Origin of the sequence: Afifella sp. JA880 (assembly GCF_025379905.1) — a bacterium.
Taxonomy (GTDB): Bacteria; Pseudomonadota; Alphaproteobacteria; order Rhizobiales; family Afifellaceae; genus Afifella; species Afifella aestuarii.
In genome coordinates this window covers 138,358-155,493 of sequence record NZ_JAOANH010000001.1, presented here as the reverse complement: position 1 = coordinate 155,493, position 17,136 = coordinate 138,358, and the positions used below count along the sequence as shown (strand labels likewise).

Genomic DNA, 17,136 nt, shown 5'->3' with positions numbered 1-17,136 from the left:
GAGAGCCCTTAGCTCAGCCGGTAGAGCAACTGACTTTTAATCAGTAGGTCGTGGGTTCGAGTCCCACAGGGCTCACCATTACCTATCTGTCCGATGCGGCGACATGGGTAAGCGATCGCGCCCGAGACATGCATGGGTGAGGAATCTCGACCTTCTCGTCTCCTGCGAGCTGAGAGCCATGAGAGCGTCGCCGCCGTCGGATCACATACTTGTGTAGATGCGTCAGGCCACGGCCTCCAAGGTCACCGTAGGCCTATTTGGTAACCCCTACACTGGAATCGGTACTCGACTGTTTGCTTTTCTGATGGCAGGAATTATGTCATCGCCGGAAGTGAGCGCACCGACTTGGCGCCTGCATTCGAACTGGTAGCTCCTAGATGATCGATCTTCGCCTTCCCTCCCCGGCAACGGGGCGTCGTACCTTTCCTATGCGCGCCGCGCTCGCATTGGCGCTGGCGCTCGCACCTGCCACGGTCTTGGCTCAGGGAGCGCCGGGAGCTGGCGGCCCGCCGGCCGTTAACATCGAGCAGGTTCGCCTCGGTGACGTGACCGAGCAGCAGGTCTTCACCGGCCGGATCGAAGCTGCGGAAAGCGTCGAAATCCGGGCGCGCGTGCAAGGATATCTCGGAGAGCGTCAATTTGAAGAAGGCGCCGAGGTCGAAAAAGGCCAGGTGCTCTTCACTATCGATGCAGCACCTTATGAAGCAGCGGTTTCTCAGGCCGAGGCGGCCGTCCAGAATGCGCGTGCGGCCCTCGAGCTCAACAATCTGAGCTACGAACGGCAGCAGACACTGCGCGAGCGCAACACCGGCTCGCAGGCCGCGCTCGACGAAGCACGCGCCAACCGAGATCAGGCGGAGGCAACCCTTCGTCAGAACGAAGCAGCTCTCAAACTGGCGCAGCTCGATCTTGGGTACACGAAAATCACGGCCCCAATCAGCGGGCGCATCGGCGTCGCGGCCTTTTCCGAAGGCGCGTTCATCGGTCCCGACAGCGGCGCGCTTGCACGCATCGTGCAGCAAGATCCGATGCGCGTGGCCTTCCCGGTGCCGCAGCGTCGTTTGATCAATATCGGTCAGACAGAGAACCAAAGGGATGAGGTCGTCATCAAGCTGCGTCTTGCCGACGGCAGCATCTACGACCAAGAGGGCGAGATTCTCTTCACCAACATCGAAGCGAACGAGGGTACGGATTCAGTGATGGTGCGGGCTCGCGTCCCCAATCCGGACCGAGTTTTGTACGACAAGCAGCTCGTCGATGTGATCGTCGCCGCACGCAAGCCCGAAGAAAAGCTCCTGATGCCGCAATCGGCTATGCTCATCGATCAGCAGGGCACCTACACCCTCGTCGTCAACGACAAGAACAAGGTCGAGCAGCGTCGTATCGAAACGGGCGAGCAGCGCGGTCCGGCGGTGGTCGTCACCGAAGGCCTGGAGGCCGGGGACAGGGTGATCGTCGCAGGCCAGCAAAAAGCTCAACCGGGCATGCAGGTCGAACCGCAGGACGTTACCCCGAAGGAGCAGGCGTCGACCTCAGCTCCCTCGACGAACCAGTAAGCCGCAGCGCGTGACACTTTGAAGGCCCACACGGCATGATTTTTGACGTCTTCATCCGCCGGCCGCGACTGGCCTTCGTCATCTCGATTCTGATCACACTGGTCGGACTCATCTCGATCGCAGTGATTCCGGTCGCCCAATACCCAGACATCGCGCCTCCGACGATCAGCGTGTCTACGCAGTATATCGGCGCAAGTGCCGAAACCGTCGAACAGGCCATCGCGCAGCCACTCGAAAGTGCCATCAACGGCGTCGAGGACATGCGCTACATGAAATCGACGTCGAGCTCGGACGGTTCCTACGAGCTGAACGTCACTTTCGAACTTGGCACAGACCCGGACGTTGCAGCGATCAACGTGCAAAACCGCGTGGCTCAGGTCGAAAGCCAGCTGCCCGCGGAAGTGCGCTCGGTCGGCATCAATGTGGCGCGGGCTTCGCGCGACCAGCTCCAGGTCTTTCTGTTCTATTCGCCGGATGATCGCTTCGACGAATTGTTCATCGCGAACTTCGTCGGCCTCAACGTCATCGACGAGCTGAAACGCGTTAACGGCGTCGGCAACGTTCAGGTCTTTGGCGAACGCGATTACGCTATGCGGATCTGGCTTGATCCGCAGAAACTCAGCAATCTGGAGCTGACGCCGGCCGATATTGCGGCTGCGGTGGAATCGCAGAACGTCCAGGCGGCCGCCGGCAAGATCGGTGCCGCTCCGCTCGTGGACGCGCAGCGACTCGAGCTGACGATCAATACCAAGGGGCGCCTGAGCGACGCAGAAGAATTTCGCAACATCATCCTCCGCTCCAATCCAGACGGCTCCGTCGTGCGTCTGGGTGATGTTGCCCGGGTCGAGCTTGCGTCTGAGAGTTATGGTGTCATTGCCCGTTACAACGGCAAGCCGATGGCCGCCGTCGCCACCTATCTCTCCCCTGGCGCCAATGCGGTGACGGTCGCGACAAACGTCACGAAGCGGCTCGAAGAGCTGTCAGAGCGCTTCCCCGAGGGGCTCGAGTACCAATACATCTACAATGCGTCCGACTTCGTCGGAGCGATGATCGAGAAGGTTGTCTCGACCCTCATTGAGGCCTTCGTTCTCGTTGCGATCGTCGTGTTTATCTTCATCGGACGTTTCCGCGCGACCCTCATTCCGATGATCGCCGTGCCTGTTGCCATCATCGGCGCGCTGGCGATCATGTATGCCTTCGGCTACAGCGCGAACACGATCTCGCTTCTCGCTCTCGTGCTCGCCATCGGTATCGTTGTCGACGACGCCATCATCGTCGTTGAGAACGTCGAACGCGTGATGGAGGAGGATCCGCATCTCTCGCCGAATGAGGCCACTCATAAGGCGATGAGCGAAATCGTCGGGCCGATCGTCGCCATCACTCTGGTGTTGTTGTCGGTGTTCGTTCCGGTCGCCTTCCTGCCGGGCTCCTCAGGCGCTCTCTTTCGCCAGTTTGCCGTCGCGATCTCCGCGGCCATGGTGATTTCGGCCATCAACGCGCTGACCTTGTCGCCTGCGCTTTGCGCACTCTTCCTTCGGACGGGCGAACCAATCCGGATCATGCGCGGCATCACCCATGCCGTCGACAAGGTCGGACATGGCTATGCCTGGATCATCAGCAAGCTGATGCGGGTTTCCGTGGTGTCGCTCGTTATCCTCGCCGTTCTCGGCGCGGCCACGGGCTACATGTTCCTGCGCACGCCGGCTGGCTTTCTCCCGAATGAAGACAAGGGCTTCGTCATTGTCATCATGAACCTGCCGCCGGGAGCATCGCTGAACCGCACGGATATCGCAGCGAAAAAGGCAGAAGCCATCATCCGTCAGGATCCGGGCGTGGAGAGCATCGGCACCGTCCTGGGCTTCGACCTTTTGGGCGGCGGCGCGGCCTCGAATGCCGGCCTCATGTTCCTGCGGTTGAAGCCATACGACGAACGTACGACCCCCGACCTTGCAATCGGCTCCGTCATTGGCCGGCTCTATGGTGGTCTGTCGACCATTCCGGACGCCCAGTTCATTCCCCTGCAACCACCGGCAATTTCGGGCGTCGGCTCGTTCGGCGGGTTCGAGTTTGTGCTCGAAGCTCTGCAGGGGCAGGAACCCTCCGAGCTTGCAGCCGTGATGCGCGGCCTCCTGGTCCAGGCCAACCAGCAGCCGCAACTGACCCGGGTCTACGCGAACTTTGAAGCCGAAACGCCACAGATTCGGTTGGATATCGATCGCACGAAGGCGCAGACGCTCGGCGTACCGATCAACGAGATCTTCGCCGCCCTGCAATCCACCTTCGGCGGGTACTATATCAACGATTTCAATCTGTTCGGCCGCACCTGGACGGTCCGCATGCAGGCGGAGAAGGAATACCGCACGTCGATCGATGACATCTACGACATCGAAGTGCGCAACAATTCCGGCGAGATGGTACCGCTTTCCACCTTCGCACGCGCCGAGCTGACCGTCGGCCCACGCAGCCTGACGCGCTACAACAACTATCGCTCGGTCTCCATCCAGGGCTCCCCCGCCCCAGGCTTTGGCGACGGTGACGCGACCGACGCCATGGAACAGGTGGCGAAATCCCTTCCGAGTGGCTACGGCTATGAATGGACGGGCCAGGCGCTCGAACAGAAGCAATCGGCAGGACAGACACCGATCGTTCTTGGCGCGGCCGTCGTCTTTGCCTTCTTGTTTCTGGTCGCTCTTTACGAGAGCTGGAACGTGCCGATCCCGGTGCTGCTGTCGACAGTCAGCGCCATGTTCGGGGCCATATTTGCGATCTGGTGGGTCGGCGCCAACTTCAGCCTCTATGCGCAGATCGGTGTCGTCGTTCTGATTGCGCTGTCAGCGAAGAACGCCATCCTGATCAACGCATTTGCGCTCGAACAACGCGAGTTCGGCATGGATCTGCACGACGCCGCCGTCGAAGGCGCCCGGTTGCGTTTCCGCCCGGTGATGATGACGAGCTTCGCCTTTATCGCTGGCCTCGTCCCGCTGGTCCGGGCAACGGGGCCCGGTGCGGGATCCATGCATGCGGTGGGTATTCCGGTCTTCGCCGGCATGATCGGCGCCGCGACGATTGGCATCTTCCTGATCCCGCTCCTCTTCGGCGTCTTCCAGTGGATGCGCGAAAAGACCGGATGGAAGCCGCATCATCCCCCGGCGTCCGAACGGGGCGAAGAAAGCACGGCGCCTGCCGAATAAAACCGAAAAATCAGATCGCGGGCTCGTTCAGCCCGCGATCTCAATTTTGAAACACGTCGCTTATCAAGACGAGGCTGAGGCCTCACGCTAACCGGCGGCGTCAGCAGCCTGCAACTCGGCCGGCCGAACCTCTCTCTTGCGGATCCGGAAGGTCTGAAACGGGCCGTTCAGCACCAGACCCTTCGCGTCGTCGCGATGCGCGAGACCTTCCTCGACCAGTCCGTCCATCACCCAGTTGGGGAGCGCGCTCCGGGGCGTGTGCGCGTAGAGTTCGAGCAGGATTGTCTGGTAGAGGGACGTTTCGGTCATTGCGCCAAGGCCTCCGCTATGTCGTGGGAACGCAGAACAACGCAACTGACTGGCCCCAAGATAGCTGAGTCGGCGTCAAGATCGTATCCGCCCCGAGCGGCTACCTGCGCTACAGCCACCCTTCCGATTCACGCGGAAGTGAAGAGGCGCGCAGACGCAAGCTGAAGGTCGTCGCAACGCAGCTAACCCCGGGGCCTCGCAGGCTTTCGGAGAGCGGCGAGAATTCGACTTCTTAACGACAACCCCTTCTTCACGGAACTGAACGGCGGGTTAACGAATTGTCCTGTCGAAGTTCTTGAAGAGGTGCAATCCCATGGTCAGTCTGAAAGCAGGCTGGGGGCGAAACCTGGCAGTTGTTGCAACAGGTATTATGGCGACGGTGCTGATCGGCACGGTCCAAGTGAACTCGTTGAACGCACCTCTTCCAAAAGCCCTTCCTCAGGCAGCGCCGAAAGCCGATCGGTTGGATCTGGTCGCCTACCACCCCGAGCCGCGTTCGCTCACCAAGGGCCAGGAAGATGCCGTGCGCGGCGCAGTCGAAACCTTTGTCTGGGGTCTCTCAAACAAGCAGCCCAAAGCCGTCTGGCGCTTTGCGACGGAGTACGAGCAGGATCGCTTTGGAACCGAGGAAGCGGCTTATACGTTCTTTTCAAAGATCCACCCGCCGCTTGTCTATGCGAAGCGGCTGACAGTGGACAGTGTCACCCAGGATGGCGAGGCAACCATGGTGAAGACCTATGTGCGAGACCGCATTGGCTTGCAATGGTCCGCCGATTTTGCTCTCCTGCAAGATGACGCAGGCGACTGGAAAATCGTTGACTGCAAACTGAGGCCGGCTCCGGGAGAATTGATCTGATGCCGAAAGCACGTGCAAAAGCCATCGCCGTTCAGGCCGACAAGGAGGCCCGAAGTGCGCAGCTCTTCTGGTGGAGCTCTTTGGGCGCTGTAGCGGCAATCGCTCTCGCCGCCGCCATCAGCCGCTAAGTTCTGGAACGTCGAAGCCCCGGTATCGCCGGGGCTTTTTCATATCGGCCGTGCAATCGGCTCTACCGCACGCGCGAGTGAATGGAGCTGGCCGTTACGGCGCTCCCCTCTCCCAATTCTCCCGCACCTCCGCCACATAATCCGTATAGCGTCCTTCGCTGATCGCCTGCCGGGCTTCTTTCATGAGCGTCTGGTAATAGGCGAGGTTCGACCAGGTCAGCAGCATCGCCCCGAGCGTCTCCTGCGTACGGAAGAGATGATGAAGATAGGCGCGGGAATAATCGCGCGCCGCGGGGCAATCGCTCGAAGGGTCGAGCGGACTTAAGTCCTCCGCGTGCTTGGCATTGCGCATATTGAGGCGTCCGTAGCGCGTAAACGCCTGGCCGTGCCGTCCCGCGCGGGTCGGCATCACGCAATCGAACATATCGATGCCGCGCGCGATCGACAGCAGAATATCCTCAGGTGTCCCGACGCCCATCAGGTAGCGAGGCGCCTCGTCTGGCAGTGCGGGCACCGTCTCCTGGAGAATTTCCAGCATGACCGCCTGCGGTTCGCCGACGGCGAGGCCCCCGACTGCATAGCCATGAAAACCAATCTGGCGCAGCCCCTCGGCTGATCGCAATCGCAAATCGGCCTGGTCTCCGCCCTGCACGATCCCAAAAAGTGCCCTGCCGGGTTCGCCATTAAACGCCGCCTTCGAGCGTTCCCCCCAACGCAGCGACAATTCCATCGCCCGCTCGACCTCGGAATAGTCCGCCGGCAATTTCAGGCATTCGTCGAGCTGCATGGTGATATCGGCGCCGAGGAGCCCCTGAATCTCCACGGAGCGCTCGGGCGTCAGACGGTGTGTCGATCCGTCGACATGCGATTTGAACGTGACGCCGTCCTCGTCGAGCTTCGTCAGCTGGGCGAGCGACATGACCTGAAAGCCGCCGGAATCCGTGAGGATCGGATGCGGCCACCGCATGAAGGAATGCAGCCCGCCCAGCCGTGCCACGCGCTCCGCGCCCGGCCGCAGCATCAGGTGATAGGTGTTGCCAAGGACTATATCGGCCCCAAGCTCCCTCACCTGCTCGGGATACATGGCTTTCACGGTGGCCTGCGTCCCGACCGGCATGAAGGCGGGTGTGCGGATGAGGCCGCGCGGCATGGAGATCGTGCCGCGACGGGCATTCCCGTCGCGCGCCTGAAGAGTGAACGAGAATTCGGTCATTTGGGCCTGATGGAGGGCGTCGCGGGTTCGAGCAGCGAGGCATCGCCGTAGGAATAGAAACGATATTCGTCTTCGATCGCATGCGCGTAAGCGGCCTTCATACGATCGAGGCCTGAAAACGCAGAGACGAGCATGAACAGCGTCGAGCGAGGCAGGTGAAAATTCGTGAAAAGCCGGTCGATGATGCGGAAGCGATAACCCGGCGTAATGAAAATCCCGGTCTTGCCGGAAAACGGCTGCAGAACACCATTCTCGTCGCCGGCGCTTTCGAGGATACGCAGGGCCGTTGTCCCGATCGCGACAACGCGCCCGCCACGCCGGCGTGTCTGGTTGACGGCTTCCGCCGTCTCCTCGCTCACCTCGCCCCACTCTTCGTGCATGACGTGGTCGTCCGTCTCTTCGCTTTTCACCGGCAGAAACGTGCCGGCCCCCACATGCAGCGTCACCAGACGGCGCTCGATGCCCTTGTCAGCGAGAGCGGCAAAAAGATTGTCCGTGAAATGCAGCCCTGCCGTCGGCGCAGCGACAGCGCCCTCCTTCGCCGCATAGACCGTCTGATAATCTTCCAGATCGGCCGCATCGGCCTGTCGGCGCGAGGCGATGTAAGGCGGAAGCGGCATAGCCCCCTGGCCGTGGATGGCTTCGTCGAGCACCGGCCCGGCAAGCGAAAAGCCGAGTGTGATGGTACCGGCCTCGCCTTTCTCGACAACGCGCGCCTCGAGCGTTCCGGCAAGACAGGTCTCGTCCTCCCCACCGAAACGAAGCATATCGCCGGGCTTCAGTTTGCGGCCCGGCTTGGCGAGTGCCATCCAATGGGATTGATCCAGCCGCTCGATGAGGGTCGCTTCCACGCGGATCGTCTGACCGTCCGGCGTGCGCGGGAGACGGCGTCCGGCGAGCCGCGCCGGAATGACGGCCGTGTCGTTCAAGACGAGGAGATCACCGGGCTCCAAAAGTGCGGGAAGATCGAAGACCCGGAGATCGCGGAAAGGCCCTTCAGAGGGCACGACGAGGAGCCGCGCGGAATCGCGCGGCCGCGCCGGACGAAGCGCGATCCGCTCTTCCGGCAACTCGAAATCGAAAGCATCGATACGCATGGGAAAAGGCAGCGGCGAGAGGCCGCCGCCAAATTATCAGGCGTCTGCGGCGACCTTGATCGACTGGACGGTGTCAGGCTGCCGCGGCGGCTCGCCCTTGTTGATCTGATCGACGACATCCATGCCGTCAACCACTTCGCCCCAGACGGTGTACTGGCGATCGAGCCACGGGGCCTCGGCAAAGCAGATGAAGAACTGGCTGTCGCCGGAATTGGGATCCATGGCGCGCGCCATCGAAACGGTACCACGCGTGTGCTTCTCCGACGAGAATTCCGCTTTGAGCTTCTTGCCGGATCCGCCCGTGCCGTTGCCCTGGGGGCAGCCGGTCTGGGCCATGAAACCGTCGATCACGCGGTGGAACTTCACACCGTCATAGAAGCCGTCGCGCACGAGCTCCTTGATCCGCGCCACATGGTTGGGCGCGAGGTCCGGGCGCATGGCGATGGTCACCTGCCCCTTGCTGGTTTCCATGATGAGTGTGTCTTCGGGCTGGGCGGCCATTCGAATCTCCCTGAGTTGGAGGTCTCGGGTAAGGTGCCTATTGGTCTGCGGCAACCTTCATGCTGATGATCTTATCGGGGTTGTCCACTTTGCCATTGGCACTGGAACTTCCCTTTTTGATATTGTCGACGAGGTCCATGCCGTCGGTGACTTCGCCCACGACGGTGTACTTGCCGTCAAGGCTCGGAGCCGGGGCGAACATGATGAAGAATTGCGAGTTGGCGCTGTCAGGATTGCTCGAGCGCGCCATGCCGACGACGCCGCGCACGAAAGGCTCATCGGAAAACTCCGCCTTGAGGTCCGGCAGATCCGATCCCCCCATGCCGGTGCCGGTCGGATCGCCGGTCTGCGCCATGAAGCCGTCGATCACGCGATGAAACGGCACACCGTCGTAGAAACCCTGGCGTGTCAACGTCTTCAGGCGTTCCGCATGGTTCGGCGCAAGATCCGGGCGCAGGTGAATGCTGACAGTGCCGTCCTTCAGCTGCATCAGAAGCGTGTTTTCGGCGTCCGCAGATTGCGCCAGCACGGGCTGTGACAGCGTGCAGGTGACGGCAAAGGCGACCGTGGCCAGCCATTTCAGCATGAGATTTCCTTCCTTGAGATCTGAACCCGCGGGCGGCGCAATCGTTCAGCGGCTGGCGAGCGCCACACGTACGGCGTCGGCCGCTGAAGCAGGCACGAAAGGCCCGATATCACCGCCCATGGCTGCGATCTGACGCACGAGCGTGGCCGTGATGTGACGGTGATGCGGGCTCGCCGGCACGAAAACCGTCTGCAGCCAATGGGCCATGGTGCGGTTCATGCCGACCATCTGCATCTCGTAATCGAGATCCGTCCCATCGCGCAGCCCGCGGATCAGAATGGTCGCGCCAACCTCCTGCGCGAGGTCGACGACGAGATTGTCGAAGCTCAGAACCTCGAGCGTCACTTCACTGCTTTCCGCCAGAGGACCCGCGACTTCCTCGATGAGGGCGATACGCTTGTCGATGTCGAGCAGACCCGACTTCGTCGGATGGCGCCCGACGGCCACGATAACCCGATCGACCAGCCCAAAGGCCGCCTGGAGGATATCGATATGCCCGTTCGTCAGCGGGTCGAATGAGCCCGGGTAGAGTGCAGTGCGAATCATGGGGTCCGCTTAGCGTCACCTGCGGCGAACCGCAATGTGGGGGATGTCGGTTCGAAACGCGTCACCGGCGGCTCAGCGCCATCCAAAGGCCACCTCCGACGAGACATGTCCCGCCGAAGATCTCCACCAGGCGCACGTTGCGCCTCGACAGAAGCAGACCCGTCCGTCCTGCAGCAAGCGCGTACATGCTATCGAGGCATGTCGCCACCACCATGAAGGTGCCGCCGAGCAGAAGCGTCTGCATCACCGCCGAGCCCGTCGGATCGATGAACTGCGGAATGAGAGCGCCGAAAAAGAACAAAGCCTTCGGATTCGACCAGATGACGATAAAGCCCTGCCAGAACCAGTTGCGCGTGGCCTTGGCGGCATCGGCATTCCCGAGCGTACCGTCGGCACGCCAGAGCTTGATCCCAAGCCAGATGAGGTAGGCGGCGCCGACAAGCTTCAGCCAGAAGAACGCCTCACCCAGGAGCGCGACGACCGCCGAAAACCCGAAGGCGAGGATAGCGACCATTATGGCAATGCCGGCCTGCGTGCCAGCGACGTTCATCAAACCAGCCCGTGCACCGTGGCGCATGGAATTGGCGATGATGACCGTCACCGTCGGTCCAGGGACGATCACGACGGCGATGCACGCCGCAAGATATGTCAGCCAGCTTGCAAGATCGATCATAGGCCCCCCCTCGAGCTTTACTCCATTGGCGGTTCTCCCGTGTCTCCGCCGTTCTCGCCGTCCTGCGGATCGGATTCGGGGGCACTCTCTTCGCCACCCTCTCCGTTTCCGTTGAGCTCGTCCTGCGCGCTCGCCTCCGTGATCCGCTCGACGGACACTACTTTTTCGTCTTTCGCGGTGGAAAAGACAATAACGCCCTGCGCCGCGCGCCCAGTGATGCGAATGCCGGCAACCGGCACACGAATGAGCTGACCGCGATCGGTAACGAGCATGATCTGGTCGCCTTCCTCCACGGGGAAAGACGCCACCAGCGGCCCGTTCCGCTCATTCACCACCATGCCAATGATGCCTTTGCCGCCACGTCCGGAGATCCGGTATTCGTGCGACGACGTCTGCTTGCCGTAGCCGTGTTCGGAAACGGTGAGGATGAACTCTTCCGCAGCGCTCATCTCGGCGTAGCGCTCCGACGACAATGCGCCGGCCTCTGCCTCGACCTCGTCGCCCTCCTCGATGACGTCTCCTGCATCGCCGTTATCGGCCTCACCGGCGACAGCACGCCGCATCTTCAGATAGGCGCTGCGCTCCTCCGGAGTTGCCTCGAAATGCCGGAGGATCGACATGGAGATGACGCGGTCACCCTTGCCGAGACGGATCCCGCGCACGCCGACGGACGAGCGTCCGGCAAAGACGCGCACGTCCGTCACCGGGAAGCGAACGGATTGCCCGAAAGCGGTGGTCAGCATCACGTCGTCGTCCTCGGAGCAAGTCCAGACGCCAGCGATCGCATCGCCGTCATCGAGCTTCATCGCAATCTTGCCATTGCGATTGATGTTGACGAAGTCGGCAAGCGAATTTCGCCGCACTGTTCCGCCTGTCGTGGCGAACATCAAATCGAGCCGCTCGAACTCTTTGTCGTCGTCGGGAAGCGGCAGGATCGTCGTGATCGTCTCGCCTTCCTCCAACGGCAGGATATTGACGAGTGCCTTGCCGCGCGCCTGCGGCGCAGCCAGCGGCAGACGCCAGACCTTGAGCTTGTAGACGATGCCGCGGGAGGAGAAGAACAGGACCGCCGTATGCGTGTTGGCGACAAAGAGACGGTTGACGAAATCCTCCTCGCGGAAGGACATGCCCGACCGCCCCTTGCCGCCGCGACGCTGAGCCCGATAGGTCGCAAGCGGGACGCGCTTGATGTAGCCGGCGTGGGACACGGTGACGACCATGTCTTCGCGCTGGATCAGATCCTCGTCCTCGAGGTCGCCACCGCCCTCTTCGATCACCGTGCGACGGGGCGTCGCGAATTCCGCCTTCACCGCCGACAGCTCGTCTTTGACGATGCCGAGGATCCGCGCCCGCGAAGCCAGGATTTCGAGGTACTCTTTGATCTCGACCGCGAGCTTGTTCAATTCGTCGGCGATCTCGTCTCGGCCGAGAGCCGTCAGGCGCTGCAGACGCAGATCCAGGATGGCGCGCGCCTGCTCTTCCGAAAGGCGCACGGTCCCGTCTTCCAGAACCATATGCCGCGGATCGGCGATCAACCGCACGAGAGGCGCAACATCCTTGGCAGGCCAGGCCTTTGCCATCAATTGCTCACGCGCCGTCTGAGGATCGGGCGCAGCCCGGATCAGCGCAATCACCTCATCGATATTGGCCACCGCGATGGCCAGACCGACGAGGACATGGGCGCGATCACGGGCCTTGCCGAGCAGGAATTTCGTACGACGACCGACCACTTCCTCGCGGAACGAGATGAAGCTCGTCAGGATGTCTCTCAGGCCGAGCTGCTCGGGGCGTCCGCCGTTGAGCGCCACGAAATTCGCCCCAAACGTCGTCTGAAGGGGCGTGAAGCGATAAAGCTGATTGAGCACAACATCGGCGACGGCGTCGCGCTTCACCTCGATGACGACGCGCACACCCTGCCGATCGGATTCGTCGCGGATGTCCGAGATGCCCTCGAGCCGCTTCTCTCGCACGAGCTCGGCTATTTTCTCGATCATCGCTGCCTTATTCACCTGATAAGGCACCTCGGAGATGATGATCGCCTCGCGATCGCGAGCCCCCGTTTCGATCGCCACCTTGCCGCGCATGACGATCGAGCCGCGGCCGGTTTCGTAGGCAGAGCGAATGCCCGCTCGCCCAAGGATGACACCGCCTGTCGGAAAGTCCGGACCAGGGATGAGATCCATGAGATCGAGATCGGAAACCGTGGGGTCGTCGATGAGAGCAACGCAGCCGTCGATCACTTCGCCGAGATTGTGCGGGGGAATGTTCGTCGCCATACCGACGGCGATGCCGCCAGCGCCATTGACGAGGATGTTTGGGAAGCGCGCGGGAAGAACGACGGGCTCCTGCTTGCGCCCATCGTAGTTCTCCTGGAAATCGACGGTGTTCTTGTCGATGTCCTGCAGCATCGATTCCGCCGGCTTCGCCAGGCGGCATTCGGTGTACCGCATCGCCGCGGCAGGATCGCCATCGAGCGAACCGAAATTGCCCTGCCCGTCGACGAGCGGCAGGCGCATCGAAAAATCCTGCGCCATGCGCACGAGCGCATCGTAAATCGCCTGGTCGCCGTGCGGGTGGTAGTTACCCATCACCTCACCGACGACGCCCGCGCATTTGCGGTACGCTCGGTTCGAGGCGATCCCCATTTCGTTCATCGAATGGAGAATGCGGCGGTGAACGGGCTTCAGGCCGTCGCGAACGTCAGGCAGCGCACGGCTCACGATCACGCTCATGGCGTAATCGAGATACGAGGTGCGCATCTCATCTGTGATGGAGATGGAACGGATGTCGCCGCCGCGGCGTCCGTCGGAAGGAGTCTTGGCGTCAGTCAAGGAAAGAATCGAGTGCTGTGATGTGTGGCCCTCTTTCTAGCCGGAATCGGCCGATAAGCCAAGTCGAGAGCAAGTGTAATACATTAAACAAATCAAAGGCTTATAAAGGTGTCTGACAGTTTCGTTGCGCCAGGCCGCGACGAAGCCCCGATTCCGTCCGCAAAAGCCGCCTGAAACGGCGACGACGGGCGCGAAGCCGCGGCTTTTCGGGGGATCTCCATCGCAGGCATTTCTCCCTTATCGCGGGAGTGATAGGAGCTCGCGCATGGAACAGCTCGTTACCGCTTTCGTCACGCTCTTCGTCACCATTGATCCCGCCGGATTGGCGCCTCTCTTCCTGGCGCTGACGGCCGGCATGAACCGTGACCAGCGTCAGCAAGTGGCGCTGCGGGCGACGTTGATCGCACTTCCGATTCTGGTGATCTTTGCGCTCGCCGGATCAGCAATCCTGACGGTCTTCGGCATCACGCTGCCAGCCTTCCGCATCGCAGGCGGCATTCTTCTCTTCGTCATCGCCTTCGAAATGATCTTCGAAAAACGCCAGGAACGCCACGAGCGCAGCGCGACGCGCGTCCTCACCTCGGAAGATATCGGCCACATCGCCGTCTTCCCCCTGGCGATTCCGCTCATAGCCGGCCCCGGCGCCATCTCCGCGACGATCCTCGTCGCCAGCAAGAATCCGGGATTTGTCGGCATGGCCGAGCTCATCCTGGTGATCTTCGCCATTCTGGGGCTCACCTTCTTCGTCCTCGCGCTCGCAGAACGCATCGAGAAACTGATCGGCGAGACCGGGCGCATCGTGATCACGCGGCTTCTCGGCGTCATTCTGGCGGCACTCGCCGTGCAATATGTGGCCGATGGTGTTCTCGCATTCCTGGATGCGCACCAGAGCCCGCTTTGAACTCCAAAAGAAAAGGCCGGCGTAATGCCGGCCTTCCCCGAACTCCTGACGCGAGCATCTCGTCGAGAACTGCTCTTACGCGGCCTGACGCTGCGTATGCCGGCCCTCGGCGATTTCCTCCGCCACTTTCGCACAGAAGGCATCGAGGTCGCCCGGGTTGCGGCTCGTGACGATGCCTTGATCGACGACGACTTCCTTGTCGTGCCAGTTGGCGCCGGCATTCATCACATCGGTCTTGATCGACTTGTAGCTCGTCATGTCGCGACCCTTGGCGACACCTGTCTCAACAAGGAGCCACGGCGCATGGCAGATGGCACCGATGGGCTTCTTCTGCTCATAGAACGCGCGGATGAGGGACAGTGCCTTCTCTTCCACCCGCAGGAGGTCGGGATTGATCTGACCTCCCGGAAGAACCAGCGCGTCGTAATCGTTGGCGTTGACCTCGTCGAGCTTCCGGTCGACAGGGACTTCTCTGCCCCAATTGTCCTTATCCCAGCCCTTGATCGCGCCTTCCTGCGGAGAAACCACATGGACTTCGGCACCCGCCTCACGCAGCTGCTTCAGCGGCACCTCAAGCTCAGACTGTTCAAAGCCGTTGGTTGCGAGAATGGCTACTTTTTTTCCGGTAATATCGTGCATGTCTCAACTCCTTGAATATCTCGACGGCTTGCCCGTCTCTTCGATGATTCAACGACATACCCGGATGCGAGTTCCGACCTTTTCCGACCGCAGCGGCTCACTTAGACTGCCGGCGATGTGGCGGTGGACAATCCTCTTTCTTGCGCTCGCCGGCCTTACCCTTGCCGGCTGCACGAGCGATTCCGAGACCATGCGGATGCGGTGGTACGAGGCCCGCAAGGCGCAGCCGCCAAAGGGCGACAAGGTCTATGTCTGCCACGCCTTCAGCTGTCTCCTGACGACACCGGTGCGGTTTTCGCCGAAGGAGATCAAAATGCTCTCAGGGCCTTTCCGCGGCGTCGCCAATGCGCAGGAAGAGCGCCGCGCCATCTCCAAAGCCGTGCAGATTTTCGAGCACAACGTCGGACGGAAAATCGGCACCTCATCAGATCTGGGCGGCTTTGAGAAAGTCGGCGGCGGAGATCCGACCCAAATGGACTGCATCGACGAGGCCACCAACACAACGAGCCTGCTCGTCTTTTTGCAGGAGCACGGAGTGCTCAAATATCACACGGTCGCCGAGCCGGTCGCCAGAGGCTTCTTCCTCGACGGGCGCTATCCCCACGCGACCGCCGTCGTGATCGACACCCGGTCCAAGCAACGCTGGTCGATCGATTCCTGGCCCAACGCCAATGCCGAGCCACCCGTGATCATGACGCTCAAGGATTGGTTCGCCGAGCGGTAAGGCGGGGCGAACACCTCTCCACAAACGAAGCGCACAAACGAAAACCGCCGGCGAAGTCTCGCCGGCGGTCTTCAACCCAAAACCTGGCCTCAGAGGCCGTAAATCAGAACGTGGCTTCCCGCGCCACGCGGCGGATTTCGCCCGGAGTGATGCCGATGTCGTGCAGCTCACGAACGGAGAGCCCCTGCAACTCCTTCAGAGTGCGCTGATAGCGGCGCCAGCGGCGGAAGCGACCAAGCAGGCCCTTGGAGGACGTGCCCATAATGAACCTCGGAATGTTTTATCTAGCGTTTGACGAGGCGGATATAGCGATACCCGCTCCGCTTTTGCAGTGCACAAATCGCATGGCTGGGATGCCGAAAAGGGAGGCAGTTGCCGCAATTTTGTAACCTTATCCGCCTGCGTAAGAGGCAGTTTCCGTTCGCGGGTATTTTTGGGCTCAGAAACGGCCCTCATCCGGGATGTTGAGGAGCTCGCCGCAGGCCTTGCAGTGAACCGCATCGACCTCGTGGCGTTGCAGACCGCAGCTCGGGCACGTGAAGCGGATCTTGCGGGGGCGCAGGAGGACCTGCACGAGGCGCAGGAACAGCGTGACCCCAAAAATCATGATCACGACAGCAACCAGCCGCCCGCTCGTGCCGCCGAGCGTGATGTCGCCAAAACCCGTGGTCGTCAATGCGGTGACGGTGAAATAGAGGGCATCGACATAGTTGCCGATTTCCGGATTCTGCCGGTACTGCGTCTCGTAGACGATGCCCGTCATGATGAAGAGAAACACGGCCAGATTGGCGAGCGCGATGATCGCTTCCTCATTTTGCCGAAAGAAGCGGCTGCGTTTTCGGAAGCGGACGAGCACGTGATACGTGCGCAAAAGCCGCAGGGTTCTGAGGACCCTCAGGAAACCTGCACCTTCATCGGCAAGCGGTAGCAAAAACGAGACGATCGCGGCGACATCTGCCCAGGTCGTGGGATGCGCTAGATAGGAAAGGCGACGCCGGCTGATGAAAAGCCTGGCCAGAAAGTCCGCCAGGATGACGAGGCCCAGTCCGAAATCGAACCACATGAGCGGGCGCGAATACGGCACGAAAGACGTGACGACGACGAACGCGAGCGTCGCGCAGTCGAAGATCAGGAGCCCTAAGCGAAAATAATGGGCGCGCCGGCTATCACCCTCGTAAAGCCGCGTCAGCAAACTGCGCAGCCCCGGCGGGTTACGCCCTGAGGATGCGCCTCGCGGTCGCTTGTCGGGCAATCGCCGATCTCGTCTTTCTTCCAAAGCGATTTCCCTCAACGCCCTGCGGCCAACGCGCTTGTTCATCATGGGTTCGCCGCCATGGCCACGCAACACGCCACGGCGTTCGCGAGGCCTTTGCAGCAAAAAAGGC

17 protein-coding genes and 1 tRNA gene are annotated in these 17,136 nt (G+C 61.4%); 7 read left to right on the top strand and 11 right to left on the bottom strand.

Translation table 11 applies throughout. The annotated features are described in order from the left end of the window. Positions 1 to 2 precede the first annotated feature (2 nt). From NYQ83_RS00825 to NYQ83_RS00815, 3 genes are all read left to right on the top strand, one after another. A tRNA-Lys gene (locus NYQ83_RS00825) sits at positions 3 to 78 on the top strand. A 299-nt stretch (positions 79 to 377) separates the two neighbouring features. Then, on the top strand, positions 378 to 1,556 hold the full coding sequence (locus NYQ83_RS00820) for an efflux RND transporter periplasmic adaptor subunit (RefSeq protein WP_261211444.1): 1,179 nt from the start codon (positions 378 to 380) through the stop codon (positions 1,554 to 1,556). A gap of 35 nt (positions 1,557 to 1,591) precedes the next feature. Next, positions 1,592 to 4,747, top strand: a complete 3,156-nt coding sequence (locus NYQ83_RS00815; protein ID WP_128294126.1) for an efflux RND transporter permease subunit — start codon at positions 1,592 to 1,594, stop codon at positions 4,745 to 4,747. Between the two features lie 87 nt (positions 4,748 to 4,834). Here NYQ83_RS00815 and NYQ83_RS00810 read toward each other — a convergent pair whose 3' ends face one another. Next, the gene (locus NYQ83_RS00810) at positions 4,835 to 5,056 is read right to left on the bottom strand and encodes a hypothetical protein (protein ID WP_261211439.1); all 222 of its coding nucleotides are present in this window, start codon (positions 5,054 to 5,056) and stop codon (positions 4,835 to 4,837) included. A 313-nt stretch (positions 5,057 to 5,369) separates the two neighbouring features. Between NYQ83_RS00810 and NYQ83_RS00805 the strand changes: the two genes are divergently transcribed. Beyond that, a complete protein-coding gene (locus NYQ83_RS00805) occupies positions 5,370 to 5,912 on the top strand; it encodes a hypothetical protein (protein ID WP_261211437.1) in 543 nt (180 codons plus the stop codon). Then, positions 5,912 to 6,040, top strand: a complete 129-nt coding sequence (locus tag NYQ83_RS00800; protein WP_255701279.1) for a hypothetical protein — start codon at positions 5,912 to 5,914, stop codon at positions 6,038 to 6,040. Before NYQ83_RS00805 ends, NYQ83_RS00800 begins: the two co-directional genes overlap by 1 nt. A 94-nt stretch (positions 6,041 to 6,134) precedes the next feature. On the opposite strand, the gene tgt is transcribed toward NYQ83_RS00800, so the two are convergent. The 7 genes from tgt to gyrA all read right to left on the bottom strand — a co-directional run bounded on the left by tgt (position 6,135) and on the right by gyrA (position 13,487). After that, positions 6,135 to 7,253, bottom strand: coding sequence for a tRNA guanosine(34) transglycosylase Tgt (gene tgt / locus NYQ83_RS00795; RefSeq protein WP_261211433.1), 1,119 nt, complete (start codon positions 7,251 to 7,253; stop codon positions 6,135 to 6,137). Next, the gene (gene queA, locus NYQ83_RS00790; RefSeq protein ID WP_261211431.1) at positions 7,250 to 8,350 is read right to left on the bottom strand and encodes a tRNA preQ1(34) S-adenosylmethionine ribosyltransferase-isomerase QueA; all 1,101 of its coding nucleotides are present in this window, start codon (positions 8,348 to 8,350) and stop codon (positions 7,250 to 7,252) included. The genes tgt and queA overlap by 4 nt, the downstream gene beginning before the upstream one ends. Positions 8,351 to 8,386: 36 nt before the next feature. Beyond that, entirely contained in the window at positions 8,387 to 8,851 is a 465-nt protein-coding gene (locus tag NYQ83_RS00785) for a peptidylprolyl isomerase (protein ID WP_092812160.1), read from the bottom strand. Positions 8,852 to 8,888: 37 nt separating this feature from the next. Next, positions 8,889 to 9,437 (bottom strand): peptidylprolyl isomerase, encoded by a 549-nt coding sequence (locus NYQ83_RS00780; RefSeq protein ID WP_092812158.1) that lies wholly within the window; start codon positions 9,435 to 9,437, stop codon positions 8,889 to 8,891. Between the two features lie 45 nt (positions 9,438 to 9,482). Further along, on the bottom strand, positions 9,483 to 9,983 hold the full coding sequence (gene coaD, locus NYQ83_RS00775; RefSeq protein ID WP_128294131.1) for a pantetheine-phosphate adenylyltransferase: 501 nt from the start codon (positions 9,981 to 9,983) through the stop codon (positions 9,483 to 9,485). A gap of 61 nt (positions 9,984 to 10,044) precedes the next feature. Further along, positions 10,045 to 10,656 (bottom strand): LysE family translocator, encoded by a 612-nt coding sequence (locus NYQ83_RS00770; protein WP_128294132.1) that lies wholly within the window; start codon positions 10,654 to 10,656, stop codon positions 10,045 to 10,047. A 17-nt stretch (positions 10,657 to 10,673) separates the two neighbouring features. Next, positions 10,674 to 13,487 (bottom strand): DNA gyrase subunit A, encoded by a 2,814-nt coding sequence (gene gyrA, locus NYQ83_RS00765; RefSeq protein WP_261211424.1) that lies wholly within the window; start codon positions 13,485 to 13,487, stop codon positions 10,674 to 10,676. A 265-nt stretch (positions 13,488 to 13,752) separates the two neighbouring features. Here gyrA and NYQ83_RS00760 point away from each other — a divergent pair, with 265 nt between their 5' ends. After that, entirely contained in the window at positions 13,753 to 14,388 is a 636-nt protein-coding gene (locus NYQ83_RS00760) for a MarC family protein (protein WP_128294133.1), read from the top strand. 75 nt (positions 14,389 to 14,463) lie between these two features. Here the strand turns inward: NYQ83_RS00760 and NYQ83_RS00755 are convergent, their stop codons facing one another. Then, positions 14,464 to 15,027, bottom strand: coding sequence for a type 1 glutamine amidotransferase domain-containing protein (locus NYQ83_RS00755; protein ID WP_261211421.1), 564 nt, complete (start codon positions 15,025 to 15,027; stop codon positions 14,464 to 14,466). 64 nt (positions 15,028 to 15,091) lie between these two features. On the opposite strand from NYQ83_RS00755, the gene NYQ83_RS00750 reads away from it, so the two are divergent. Beyond that, the gene (locus NYQ83_RS00750; protein WP_261211419.1) at positions 15,092 to 15,751 is read left to right on the top strand and encodes a hypothetical protein; all 660 of its coding nucleotides are present in this window, start codon (positions 15,092 to 15,094) and stop codon (positions 15,749 to 15,751) included. A 103-nt stretch (positions 15,752 to 15,854) separates the two neighbouring features. On the opposite strand, the gene NYQ83_RS00745 is transcribed toward NYQ83_RS00750, so the two are convergent. Both NYQ83_RS00745 and NYQ83_RS00740 read right to left on the bottom strand, forming a co-directional pair. Next, entirely contained in the window at positions 15,855 to 16,013 is a 159-nt protein-coding gene (locus NYQ83_RS00745) for a DUF1127 domain-containing protein (RefSeq protein WP_092816670.1), read from the bottom strand. Positions 16,014 to 16,190: 177 nt separating this feature from the next. Then, complete coding sequence (locus tag NYQ83_RS00740) at positions 16,191 to 16,943, bottom strand: potassium channel family protein (protein ID WP_409976936.1); 753 nt, start codon at positions 16,941 to 16,943, stop codon at positions 16,191 to 16,193. Positions 16,944 to 17,136 lie beyond the last annotated feature (193 nt).